Below are 12,557 nucleotides of genomic sequence, written 5' to 3'. Positions count from 1 at the left end.
GTTATAAACTTATAAGTCTATATTATAAAATGACCTTCCTAGCATATTTCTAGCCTTTAATCGTTATTTCCAGCGTTTGTTTGAGAGGGAATATTAGAAGTCCACCCTTTCTTTTACCAGCCATTTTTGCAGTGTTTTTCAAATCCAACTGAAGTGGGTGATTGTATGAATTTCCTATCCCTCCGCTATTTCATAGAGGTTTCCAACCATCTTAGTTTCAGTGAGGCTTCCAAAACCCTGCATATATCCCAGCCCGGACTTAGCCAACAGATTTTATCCCTCGAAAAACAATTAGGCTTTAAATTATTGAATCGAACGACAAGAAAAATTACATTGACAGAAGAAGGAGAGTACATCTATAAAAAACTAGCTCCTTCCTTTGAAGATATTGAGAAAACAGTGAATTACATAGTTGAAAATAAAACCATTCCCAAGCCTAAACTGAATATTGCTACCGTCCCCTCTGCAGCTAGCATATTTATCCCGAAGCTATTAAAAAAGGTTGTGGGGGAATACCCGGAAACAGAATTTTACGTTCATGAAACAACATCCTCAAGGGCCGTAAAACTCGTAAACCAACAAAATTATCACATCGGTTTCATCCGAACGCCCATTCACAGTAACATCATCGCCAATGAAGGATTAAGCATGATTGAATTCATGAGATTCCCTTTACAATTAGTCGTTTCCATTGATCATCCACTAGCCCAAAAGGATGCTATACATTTATACGAAGCAAAAGACGAACCTTTTATCCATTATGATGCCGTTCAAGCACACTCCCTTCAATTCCTTTTGGAAAAGGCATGTCTGACTGCTGGATTTTCACCTAAAGAATTATGTAAAGGCTCTGAATTACTGACGATCGCCAATCTAATATCCAATAACTTAGGTGTAGCACTCATGCCAGAAGATATGGTGAGTTTGTTGGGAAAAAGCAAAGTTAAAGCCTTGAACATCGATAACTCGGAATTATCCAGTTCCATATCGGCAGTATGGAAAAACACAGATGCATCAATGCTGACTAAGCATATTTTGAAAACGTTAGAGAATGATCATGATTTCAAGTAAAACTATACTAATCAGTGTTAAAAAAGCCCCATTTCTCTTTTAAGACACTGAGAAATGGGGCATTTAATATTGGATAATTTCACCTCTTAAACTTCTTATTGGCGATGGGGCGGGACCCCTTCCATAACTTATAAAAACCTTATATTAGCAAACTCCCCATATTGGTAGTGACTAATTATATCAATGCATAGCATGCTTTGACTTAAGAAAATATAAATACTCTATTCCAGCAGCGGTTATCTTAGTGCCGGCCCTTCCTCTGCCTTTGACGACAAATCCTTCGCTTTCTAAAATATCCAAGCGGCGACGGATCTGCTGAGGGGACAAGACAAAGGCCGTTTCTTGACTTTGACTTGAAATCAGTTCTCTGCTTGCCGCTTTCCCTTTTTCATTGCATTGCTTGATTACTTCCAAGATGAAAGCGCGCTCCTGCATTTCGAGCATACTTTCACAGACGGGATAATCCGCCGTCACACTTACTTCCACAAGCCCGTGCATGAACGGAAGGTCACTTTTCGTCACGACATTTCCCTCACAAACCGTCAGCATGTAATCCATTGTGCTTTTAAGTTCCCGTATATTGCCGGGCCATTCATATTGCATGAAATACTCCAGAACGTCTTGCTCTACTTTTACCCACTTCCCGCTTTTTGTGATGAGATGCTTTATCAAAAGTGGAATATCCGCTCTTCTCTCTTTGAGTGACGGTATGTAAAGATTGAGTACATTCAGACGGTAAAACAAGTCTGTTCTGAATGAACCGTCCCGCATCTTATCATGAAGATTTTTATTCGTAGCGGTAATCACCCTAACATTAATGGGAATGATTCTTTTGCCGCCAATTCTGCGGATTTCCCCCTCCTGCAGAACTCGAAGCAGATGGGATTGAACTGTGAGACTTATGTCACCAATTTCATCCAAAAAGATAGTCCCGTTATCCGCCATTTCAAACAGCCCTTTCTTGCCTCCCCTTTGCGCTCCTGTAAATGCCCCTTCTTCGTAGCCAAACAATTCACTTTCAAGTAAAGTTTCTGTTAAAGCGCTACAGTTGACAGCCAGAAACGGCCCGTTCTTTCGCAAAGAATGCTCATGAATAGCATGAGCAAACAGCTCTTTTCCTGTTCCTGTCTCACCCTGGATCAAAATTGGATGCTCCGACAAAGCAAGCTTCTTGGCAATCTGCTTACGCTCTTTCATTACTTCATCCTCACCGATAATATCATCAAAGCAGTATTTCGTATAAAAGCCTTTATTTCGCATTTCTCTTTGTGCTGTCTTTTCTATTTCAAAGGCTTGATGTACACTTTTGAAGGTTGCCACGATTGTATTTTCTTTCATCATTTGCAACCTAAAAATCACCACATCCACGCCGTCTATGTCGAAGAACTTACTTTCCTCATCACTTTCCATGATGAAATCGGTAATATCCCGGCGATTCATTACATGCTCTAGATACTTATTAACCACATCTTGGGCTTCAACATGGAACAGCGCCGCAAGCTGGTTATTGAATACCGTTATCAGCCCTTTCTCGTTAACGACCAATATTCCGTCATCGACAGTCCCCAACACATTTTGGATGTGTTCGCTCATCTGCAAGGCAACCCGCTCTGCATACAAAAGCTTACGTTGTAATTCAATGATATTGCTAATATACCTTTCTGAAATCTTAGAGGATATATCCTTGTTCAAACCGCAGCATTCTACAACTTCCAGAATTGTTGTTATATCAAAAAGACGCACGCCTATATCGATAACTTCTTTTATGTAGGAGGGGCAAAGATGAGTTTCCCCTGGTGAAACGGCAATTTGGACATCCTCATAAAACAATATCCCCTTCCGAAAAGGGATAAATTTAACATGATCGATACCAAGCTGATATAAGGATTCAATAAGACTTATATTGGCATCATCATCATCATTTACCAGCAGAACTGCTGTACCATCAGGTATTCTTAAAAGTTTGTCAATGTATTCATGATTAACTGTTCTCTTTCCCACAATTATTTTCTCGGCATGTACGCTATACATACCCTTTTTATTCTCATAAGCGGCATCTGATGAATATAAGATCATTCTATCTTCCAGAGAAAGTGGTATTCCTTCATCAGCAGCATAGCTTGTGACATGAACATAGTCTCCAAGCAATTGTTCCAGCTGTTCCTGCAAGGCTTGCTTTGTTTTTGAGCTTCCCGCAATAAGTGTAAGTGAGGATTTTGACATAAAAACACCTACCTCTCCCTTCAAATTGGTTCTATTATATCACCAAAAAGAACCAATAAAGACCTTAAACTCCAATCCAACCATAAAGATTTCATAAAAATCAATCTTTACATATTGGCATGGATTTTGCTTGTTACCTGTATAAAGGAGGAAAAGCGTTTTAATTCTATGCATGTATTTTAAAGACAAAGGAGAGACACTTATGAGCCAAATAGAAGAGAAGGTTGTTTCGCTTGGAACATCAGGAAAAAAAGAGAGAAAAATCAATGTGTTTGTATTGCTGCTCTGCATTCTTGCAATAGCAACTCTATTCACTTACATTTTGCCTGCAGGGGAATATGTACGGATTGAAGCGGACGGACGGACTACTGTTGACGCCAATTCTTTCAAATGGATAGAATCCGCACCGGTCGGATTTTTCGATATGATGAAAGCTATTCACACAGGCATGGTAGAAGCCGGAAATATTATCTTTTTCTTATTGATCATCGGAGGGTTTTTCGGTGTTTTAAGAGCAACAGGTACGGTCGATGTACTGATCGCCACAATGGCTCGGAAGTTGGCGAAGCGTGAAAAGTTATTGATTCCTGTCGTGATGCTGTTTTTCGCTGTAGGCGGCTCCTTAATGGGGATGGCGGAAGAAACACTTGCTTATCTTCCTCTTATCATTCCACTGGCATTGGCTCTGGGATTCGACACTATTACAGGAACCGCCATTGTCATAGTAGGAGTAATGTCAGGGTTTACAACTGCCGTCATGAATCCATTCACAGTTGGGCTTGCCCAAGGAATCGCAGAATTGCCGATGTTCTCAGGTATAGGCTTCCGCCTTATTTTATTTGTTATCGTCTACCTGGTTTCCGTTCTTTATATCTATCGTTACGCAATGAAGGTAAAGAAAAATCCTTCTCAAGGAATCTACGGAAAATATACAAAAGAAGAATCAAAAAAACTGCTGCAATCAAGTGCGAAGTTAACAAAGGGACATAAGTTCATCTTAGGCGCTTTTTTAATTAACTATATCGTCTTGGCGTTTGGAGTTATCAAGTTTCAGTGGTACATGACAGAAATCGCTGCCTTATTCATCGTATTGACGATCGTAATTGGAATCATCGGAAAATTATCAGCAGATCACATCGTCAACTCCTTTATCAATGGATCCGCAGCCTTGCTCGGCGGCGCTTTGATAATCGGCGTATCACGCGCCATTCTAGTCGTATTGAATGAGGGACATATCGTCGACCCTATGCTTCATCAAGTATCTGAATCTATCCAGCATATTCCGGCCTATTTAAGCGTTGCCGGCATGTACAGTTTCCAAACTCTTATTCATTTCATTCTAGCGTCCGGCACCGGTCATGCGATGCTGACCATGCCAATTATGGTGCCGCTTGCAGACATATTGGAAATTACACGCCAAACCGCAGTGTTGTCCTTCTCTTTTGCGGACGGAATCGGAAATATGATTTTCCCGACCGCTACCACCTTGATGGCGGGCTTGGCAATCGCAGGCATTCCGTGGACAAAGTGGGCGAAGTGGATTCTCCCGCTGGTGCTCATTCAATATCTCATCGGATTGATAGCTGTCATCACAGCTCACTTTATCGGATATGGTCCATTCTGATTTTATAGATTACTAATTATACACAGGAGGAGAAACGCATTGCTTACTTTAATCAAAAATGGCGAGATATACTCACCCAATTACTTAGGACGGAAAGACATATTGATTACAAATGATAAAATCGCATTCATAGATGACAGAATCGAAATTCCTGACAACTTTGCTCCTATTCAAATCATTGATGCGACTAATCTTTTGGTTGTTCCAGGTTTTATCGATTCACATGTTCATATAATCGGCGGGGGCGGCGAGGGCGGATTCAAAACCCGCACCCCCGAGCTACAGCTCACTGATATTACAACTTCAGGAATTACAACACTGGTCGGCTTACTTGGCACGGACGGAACTACGCGTAGAATGGAGAGTCTTCTCGCCAAGGCGCGTGCGCTTGAAGAAGAGGGTATTTCCTGTTTCATTCATACTGGCTCCTATCAAGTGCCAGTTAAAACATTGACAGGTAAAATCGAAGACGACATTATTTTAATCGACAAAATAATCGGTGTCGGGGAGATTGCCATCTCAGACCATAGATCATCAGAACCCACATTTGGAGAATTAACTAAAATCGCTGCAGCGGCTCGCAACGGCGGTATCCTGTCAGGAAAGGCCGGTATTATAGAAGTGCATGTAGGGGACGGTGATGGAGAGCTCTCATTGTTACATGAAATTGCTGATAAAACCAACATTCCGATTCGGCAGCTCCATCCGACACATATCAACCGAAATGAAGGATTATTCAGGGCGGGAATTGATTACGCTAAGAAAGGCGGATACGTTGACTTTACTACAAGTACCATTCCTCAGTTTTTAGAGGAAGGGGAAGTGAAGTGCAGCATGGCCTTGCGCATGATGCTTGAAGAAGGGGTTCCAGTCGGTCACATCACCTTCTCTTCAGACGGGCAAGCAAGCCTTCCCTTTTTTAACTCCCATGGGGAGTATGCCGGCCTTCAAGTAGGAAAAGTATCATCGCTATATCAAGAAGTGCGTGATGCTGTTTTAGAGGAAGGCATCCCTCTGGAAACCGCACTGAAGGTCATCACCACAAATCCCGCACAAGTGCTGAAGCTTTCAAGCAAGGGCAGCATCCAATCCGGGAAGGATGCCGATATCGTATTGTTACAAAAGGAAACATTGACAATTGACACTGTAATGGCAAGAGGACAAGTTATGGTAGAAAAGGGGGTTACTTTGATAAAAGGAACATTTGAATGAATAACAGACAAGGTACACGTTATCGCAAAATTGTCATGTCTCGCATTGTTTGGATCCCAATGGGCATCTCCTGGTATTTACCTTTCTTCTAAAAAATCTTGTTCTATCCTTACATGGTCCGTATTATTGGATATATGTTACAGGCGCCTTCCTTAAAACAATCTAAAAAGTCGAATTCCTAGCTGTGAAGGAATTCGACTTTTTGCTATACAAAAATTTCTGCGTATTGAATCCAATAAATGCTTTTTCAGTCATCATTATTTGAACAATATCCAATTGCCTCTCATTACATTTAAATCAGTTTATTGAGACGCCCTATCCGTCACTTTTTACTTACGGGTCTCGCAGAGCCTCGTTACAAGCTATAGGTCAACTAAATAAGGAAGTACTATGCATCGGCTGGACTTTCGCTTTAGGATCAATATAAGCTTTAGCATTATTGACTGCCGTTGGGCCTTCACCAAATCCGGAAGCAATTAATTTAACCTTTCCATCATACGTACAAATATCCCCGGCTGCGTAAATGCCTGAAATATTTGTTTCTTGTTTGGAGTTAACGATAATTGCATTTTTATTGATGTTTAGACCCCATTCTTTAATCGCACCAAGAGAAGAGACAAAGCCGTAATTAATAATTAAATCATCTACGTCCACCACTTCTTTTTGTTGAGTCTTAGTGTGTTCTAAAACAATTTGAGTAATCTGATCTGCTCCTACCAGTTCTGCAGGAATATAAGGTGTTTTGACCTCAACAGAGGAATTCACTAATTTTTCGACACTATGTTCATGAGCACGGAACTTATCTCTTCTGTGTATCAATGTTACTTTTTCAGCAATCGGTTCTAACATAAGGGCCCAATCAACAGCAGAATCTCCACCGCCTAGAATCGCCACTTTCCTTCCTTTAAAGCGGCTCATATCATTCACAAAATAATGTAAATTCTTATTTTCGAACTGTGTTGAATCTTCTAATTCTAGTTTACGAGGCTGAAAAGCTCCATTTCCAGCAGTAATGATTACTGATTTTGAGAAATGCGTTTCAAGGTTTGTTGTGATCTTAAATGTTCCGTCTGCTTGTTTTTCTAACTGTTCAACTGCTTCTTCAAGACAAATTGTTGGTTCGAATACCTTCATTTGTTCTTTTAAATTCTCTATCAATTCCTGAGCCCTTACTTTTGGAAATCCAGCTATATCATAAATGAATTTTTCAGGATAAAGAGCCGAGAGCTGTCCTCCCAATTGAGGAAGACTTTCAAGGATTTTCACCTTCGCTTGCCTCATTCCCCCATAAAACGCCGTAAACAACCCAACTGGGCCCCCGCCAATTATTGTTATGTCATAGACCTTCTTTTCTTCTGTCATTGTAATCACTCCTTGTCATTCTATGTTGGTTGCTCATACTGAAAATGATTTGCTGATTGTAAGAGATTGACTTGTAAAGTTTCTACAAAAAATAAACTAGAGGTGTCAATTTCCTTAGTTAATATTCATCTATAATCCGTTACAAACGTCCTCATTGATTACATTTATAAATATTATTCAAATTTATTAGGATTACCATCAAAGGATATTTGAGCTACTTTAATAGAATCGGTTGGACATCCTTCTGAAGCATCTATCATATCTTCCTCGAGTTCATCGGGTATGATCTCTGCCCCAACATTATTATCCAATATAACAAACGCAATACCTTCTTCATCGTAATCATAAATATCAGGAGCTGAAGCACCACAAGCTCCGCATGCAATACAAGTTTCTTTATCCACGATCGTATAGTTTGCCATTTTTACTATCCATTCCCCTCTCTAATATAAGCCCTGTTTTTTTACTAAGGCATTTATAAGGTTTTGAAGCCTTAGGCAATTCCTATTCTTTATTTCCTTACTCGATATCATTCAAAAATTCTAGGATGCTTGAATTAAACTTTCTGGGATTTTCCTGGTAACACAAATGACCGCCATCTGGAATTATCACTAGCCTGGAATTTATTAATTCTTCATGAATTGCTTCTGATTCCTTTATAGGCGTTACAGTATCCAATTCACCACAAATTACAAGAACAGGAACATCTATATGAAATAACGATCTCATTTGATTTAGATGATAAAGAGAATAGGCTACCGAACGGTATCCTGCCGGTCTTATCTGTGTCATGATCTCTTTTACTCGCTTATAGACTTTTTCTGAAGCATGGGGAGATAGCAAGGCTTTTATCCTCTTTTCCGCTATCTCCTCAGTAGAAAGGTTTTCTATCGAAAATAATCGATTTTTCAATTTCGTCTCGTTCTCTTCTGGGGTTAGAGCAGCAGCCCCTCTTGTCGAATCGGCTAATATAAGTTTATTAATCTTATTTGGGTACAGGATACAGTACTCTATCGCAATTGCCGCTCCCATTGAATGGCCGAGCAGATGGATTTTTTCCAACTTTAGTTGATCTAGCATGCCGTTCAGAATCCGTGCAAACTCTTTAAAATTTCTAAATTCCTCTGCTGGATCTGAACTTTTTCCATAACCAGGAGCATCCCATGCAATTACTGTATAATGCTCCTTTAATTCATGGATTTGCTCCTTCCATGACTGTGAATTATTACTCATACCATGTAACAATACTAATGGTTCTCCATTACCTTCTATTTCATAATGAATACTTAAATCTTCTACTTTTACGTATGGCATAATATCAGTCCCCCTTACTTGTAATTGGTATATCTTTCTTGAGCAATGGATTTCCAGACTACTGTAATTTTTTAGGAAAATATCTAACTCTTAATTCACCTATACTTGAAATATCTTTTCTTAAAGTAGCCAATGATTTACCTCATTTAGTTTCTCTTGACGGAAATAGCTTTCGTTTTGATTCGATATGGAAAGTGCTTCCTTACCTGCAATGTCCGGAACTTGATCTGTTTATCGATACGTTTCCCTGACACTGTCGTACAGCATCAACATCATTAGCGTTCCAGCAACATCTTATGATTTGTTTCCAAAGAACCACGACCTGTCTGCTAAAAAATAAGGATTAAGCAAACGCCGACAAATAGCGGACTGATAACAGGGATTTTTTTTATGTAACAAGACACTAAACTTAAGTAGCAGAAATTCTATTTCCTTTCCGGTCTTACAAATAAAGCAAAATACAGTATTCCAAAAACTGTGCCAGCCTAGCCAAGTCCTCGCACTGACAATCCACCATCGCTGGAAATGACTTCACCTGTAATCGCGCGTGATTCGTCAGAAGCTAACAGTACATACGTCGCAACGTGATCTTCCGGCATCTGGGCAAGTTGAAGAGGATTTCGTTTTTTTATGCTGCTTGCTTTCGTATCATTATCGACGATTTTCACAAATGGACGCAGTGGCGGGATCACCGAAAGTGCTGTCAATGTACCCCCAGGCGCTACCGCATTTACCCGGATAGAAGGCGAGAGCTCGAACGCAAGCTGGCGCATCAATCCAATTTGGGCGTGTTTGCTCGCTGTGTACCAAACACCGCCGCCATCTGGATAAAAACTTGCACCGGACACAGTGAAAATTATTGTGCCATTTGTTTTTTGCAGTTCTTCAAGAGCTGCTTTCGCTCCGAAAAAAGATCCTTTTACGTTAATATTGAGAAGGAAATCATACGCTTCGGAAAGCGCCTCAGGAGTCACATCGGCAAATTTAGCAAATCCATCGAACACGCCGGCATTCGCAATGAAAACATCTAACTTTCCGTATTGTTCGACCGTAGCTTGGACCGCTCGTTCATTGTCTTCGTATTTGCTTACATCTCCCTGATAAGTAAGGATATTTCCACCAAATTCTTCTTTCATTTTCGCTAATGTGTCTTTAGAGCGGCCGATAATGCTCACTTTTGCTCCTTCTTGTATAAAACGGCGTGTGACAGCTTCCCCTATTCCTGAAGCTCCCCCTGTAATCATTACGACTTTATCTTTTAAAGTCATTCCCATGGTCTCCACCCCTTCTATTATTTTTTATTCCTGGTGAACGGTTATACAAAGATCTAGGTTTCAATCATGTATACGGTCTTGATAGAGAGCACATATTTTTTTCAAATTTCTTATGGGACATTAATCTTCTCTTTATTCATGATATTTAGTTCCATATATAAAAGAACGTTTTAATATAAACAATTTTAGTAGTCTGTAAAAAAATGAAACCACCTTTTGAAATACCCTACTTGATTTGCAACTCGTGATTCCAAAATATATCAATCTGTGGTTATCCTTACTCCTATGTACTCGTAAAAGGTCTACAAGATTTGACTCTTGACGACTTCATTGTAGCTTCTCAGTAAGATTCCAGCTCGTATTCTTACTGAGAAACCACTTCTAAAAAACGCATTATATTAAACTTTTAGCCTTTTATCGATTTATCGAACACCAATTCCGCTAGAACCGCTAGAGGCTTTACTTCATTTGCCAAGTGGGCTGCTGCTGTCCACTAGATTTACCCATTTACAAAGTTACTTTATTTCCCGTCGTGTTACTTAGGTGATATTCAAGAGCTTCTTGTTTAATCATAAACAAATACGCGACAAACCCGAAAGCGGCTGCTACAATCAGCATAGCAATGGAAGGACCAAAATCACCGCCAGACAAATCGCGGCTCCACCCCATAATATAGCTTGAAAATCCACCCATAATATTTGTGAATCCCATTAAACCGGCTGCACGGCCCGCTGTTTCAGGTGTTGAAAATTTAATGATGAAAAAATTGGTTAGATGAAACATTCCTCCCTGAGATCCCATAGCGAGCCCCATGGAAACGCCAGCCAAAATAGGACTTGGTGCAATAACAGCAATTGTCAAAAATACGGCTGTCAGTATGAAAAGAATCGTCGCCAGTAAACTCGGGCGCTTCGTTTTGTCCGCCAAAAATCCCCCAGCCAGGACAAACCCAAGTGCAAATAGCCAGGATAATGAAGTAATCCCAGTCATCGCTTCCCTTTCAAAGCCTTTAGCCTCAACAAGATATGTAGGCAGCCAAATACTGATTCCAAAGAAAAGAAAGGACGACATCAAATTGCCAAACCAGACAATCCAATAACGATAATCCTTAGCGAAGAATTGCTTCGACTGCACATCATTAGCCTCGTCTTTTTGGCGAATATAGGAGACTTCTTCTTTACTGACGCGTGGATGTTCTTCTGGCGTGTTACGAGTCAATAACAGGAACATTGGAATATTGATAAGTAAGTTAAAGGCAGCGAGGGCAAAGAATGCCGCCTGCCAATGAAACGTTGAAATAATCAGAATGAGTATAACGGTACCCAATGCCGGGCCAAGATAGTTGCCCGTAATCCAGAATGACTGTGCCCTGCCAAGTTCTCGTTTATTAAACCAATTCGAAATAAATTTACCAGATATCGGAATCATCATACCTTCCCCAATTCCGAGGATGACCCTGCTGATTAAAAACATTTCGTATGAAGTGGACAGCCCCCCCATCACCATGGTTGCTGTCCATACCAGTAAACCTAAAACTGCTGTTTTCCGTGCGCCTAACTTGTCAATAATAACGCCCCAAAAAATGTTGGAACAGGAGTATGAAATCATGAATATAAAGGAGATCAAACCAATTTTTGCATTTTTATCCGGGCCGGTTAATCCAAGATCACTTAAAAATCCCGGATCCGTTTGGATAACGGAGATACCCACTTTATCAATCTGACCGAAAAACCAGAAGAAAAAAATAGGAATTGCAATGTACAACCATCTTTTTTGACCTTGTAACATGTTATTTCCCCCTTATAAATAGGCTCCTTTGAATGCGCTTTCATGATTTCCGATAAAGAAAATGTCTATCATACTATTAAACTTGACCTACTCCTCCTTTCAAAAAAATAGCAGCAACCCGTTGTTTTATATAAAAAACAATGTTACCGATATTTAATGTTATATCGAATTTTCATAATAGTCAATAATATTCAAACTATTTTTTTCAAGACAAAAAATAGTTTTGTATACAAAACAAAATAAAGTATTGTTTCGTTGAAAACAACACGAAACAATACCTTCACCATTGACTTTCCCTGTATCACATAAAACCGGATAACGTTTCTGCAAATTTTGAGCCTTAGGAAACTCCTATGGAGCCCCCCTCCTACTGTTCCAGATTAAAACCTTTTACTTGAACGGACTCTAGACTTAGTAGATTCTTCAGTCCGTAGCATCTCCGGATTTTGGGCATGATGGACATTTTCTCGATTCGATTAATGAAGTTTCAAAAATAATTATTGAGTTGCATTAATCATGGATTCCTGTTCAGCACCCCAACTTATGCTACAGCTTGAGGTGAATAAAGCATACAATTCGTGAACCGCCCATCAACAATTCCTTCGATAGGTAAACCCAAAATTGAAGAATGATTCTTCATCCGCTCAATCATTGTCTTTCTTTTATAACGATTCTTTATACATATATAA

At 39.9% G+C, this 12,557-nt stretch carries 9 protein-coding genes; 3 read left to right on the top strand and 6 right to left on the bottom strand.

The genetic code is table 11. The annotated features are described in order from the left end of the window. Positions 1-165 precede the first annotated feature (165 nt). Positions 166-1,071 (top strand): LysR family transcriptional regulator, encoded by a 906-nt coding sequence (locus ACFWE9_RS23040; RefSeq protein ID WP_230156470.1) that lies wholly within the window; start codon positions 166-168, stop codon positions 1,069-1,071. Positions 1,072-1,251: 180 nt separating this feature from the next. Here ACFWE9_RS23040 and ACFWE9_RS23035 read toward each other — a convergent pair whose 3' ends face one another. After that, positions 1,252-3,294, bottom strand: a complete 2,043-nt coding sequence (locus ACFWE9_RS23035; protein ID WP_377358976.1) for a sigma 54-interacting transcriptional regulator — start codon at positions 3,292-3,294, stop codon at positions 1,252-1,254. 202 nt (positions 3,295-3,496) lie between these two features. Here ACFWE9_RS23035 and ACFWE9_RS23030 point away from each other — a divergent pair, with 202 nt between their 5' ends. Together ACFWE9_RS23030 and iadA are read left to right on the top strand one after the other, a co-directional pair. Next, the gene (locus tag ACFWE9_RS23030; RefSeq protein WP_230156473.1) at positions 3,497-4,918 is read left to right on the top strand and encodes a YfcC family protein; all 1,422 of its coding nucleotides are present in this window, start codon (positions 3,497-3,499) and stop codon (positions 4,916-4,918) included. 39 nt (positions 4,919-4,957) lie between these two features. Further along, the gene (gene iadA / locus ACFWE9_RS23025) at positions 4,958-6,130 is read left to right on the top strand and encodes a beta-aspartyl-peptidase (protein WP_230156475.1); all 1,173 of its coding nucleotides are present in this window, start codon (positions 4,958-4,960) and stop codon (positions 6,128-6,130) included. A gap of 369 nt (positions 6,131-6,499) precedes the next feature. Here the strand turns inward: iadA and ACFWE9_RS23020 are convergent, their stop codons facing one another. From ACFWE9_RS23020 to ACFWE9_RS23000, 5 genes are all read right to left on the bottom strand, one after another. Next, the gene (locus tag ACFWE9_RS23020; RefSeq protein WP_230156477.1) at positions 6,500-7,492 is read right to left on the bottom strand and encodes an NAD(P)/FAD-dependent oxidoreductase; all 993 of its coding nucleotides are present in this window, start codon (positions 7,490-7,492) and stop codon (positions 6,500-6,502) included. Positions 7,493-7,665: 173 nt separating this feature from the next. Next, positions 7,666-7,914 carry a ferredoxin gene (locus ACFWE9_RS23015; protein ID WP_230156479.1) on the bottom strand — a complete coding sequence of 83 codons (249 nt, stop codon included), beginning with the start codon at positions 7,912-7,914 and terminating at the stop codon, positions 7,666-7,668. A gap of 97 nt (positions 7,915-8,011) precedes the next feature. Then, positions 8,012-8,806, bottom strand: a complete 795-nt coding sequence (locus tag ACFWE9_RS23010) for an alpha/beta fold hydrolase (RefSeq protein WP_377358973.1) — start codon at positions 8,804-8,806, stop codon at positions 8,012-8,014. A 485-nt stretch (positions 8,807-9,291) separates the two neighbouring features. Beyond that, complete coding sequence (locus tag ACFWE9_RS23005) at positions 9,292-10,080, bottom strand: SDR family NAD(P)-dependent oxidoreductase (RefSeq protein WP_377358971.1); 789 nt, start codon at positions 10,078-10,080, stop codon at positions 9,292-9,294. A 507-nt stretch (positions 10,081-10,587) separates the two neighbouring features. After that, complete coding sequence (locus ACFWE9_RS23000) at positions 10,588-11,868, bottom strand: MFS transporter (RefSeq protein WP_377358969.1); 1,281 nt, start codon at positions 11,866-11,868, stop codon at positions 10,588-10,590. Positions 11,869-12,557 lie beyond the last annotated feature (689 nt).

The organism is Peribacillus sp. NPDC060253, assembly GCF_042727425.1.
Classification (GTDB): domain Bacteria; phylum Bacillota; class Bacilli; order Bacillales; family DSM-1321; genus Peribacillus.
The sequence above is the reverse complement of the archived record's forward strand: the minus strand, read 5'-3'. Positions and strand labels throughout refer to the sequence as shown.

What these genes read in the sequence shown, in the direction of transcription:
- ACFWE9_RS23010 (WP_377358973.1), bottom strand. Translation starts at nt 8,806, where the DNA reads ATGCCATACGTAAAAGTAGAAGATTTAAGTATTCATTATGAAATAGAA.
- ACFWE9_RS23015 (WP_230156479.1), bottom strand. Translation starts at nt 7,914, where the DNA reads ATGGCAAACTATACGATCGTGGATAAAGAAACTTGTATTGCATGCGGA.
- ACFWE9_RS23000 (WP_377358969.1), bottom strand. Translation starts at nt 11,868, where the DNA reads ATGTTACAAGGTCAAAAAAGATGGTTGTACATTGCAATTCCTATTTTT.
- ACFWE9_RS23005 (WP_377358971.1), bottom strand. Translation starts at nt 10,080, where the DNA reads ATGGGAATGACTTTAAAAGATAAAGTCGTAATGATTACAGGGGGAGCT.
- ACFWE9_RS23030 (WP_230156473.1), top strand. Translation starts at nt 3,497, where the DNA reads ATGAGCCAAATAGAAGAGAAGGTTGTTTCGCTTGGAACATCAGGAAAA.
- ACFWE9_RS23035 (WP_377358976.1), bottom strand. Translation starts at nt 3,294, where the DNA reads ATGTCAAAATCCTCACTTACACTTATTGCGGGAAGCTCAAAAACAAAG.
- ACFWE9_RS23020 (WP_230156477.1), bottom strand. Translation starts at nt 7,492, where the DNA reads ATGACAGAAGAAAAGAAGGTCTATGACATAACAATAATTGGCGGGGGC.
- ACFWE9_RS23040 (WP_230156470.1), top strand. Translation starts at nt 166, where the DNA reads ATGAATTTCCTATCCCTCCGCTATTTCATAGAGGTTTCCAACCATCTT.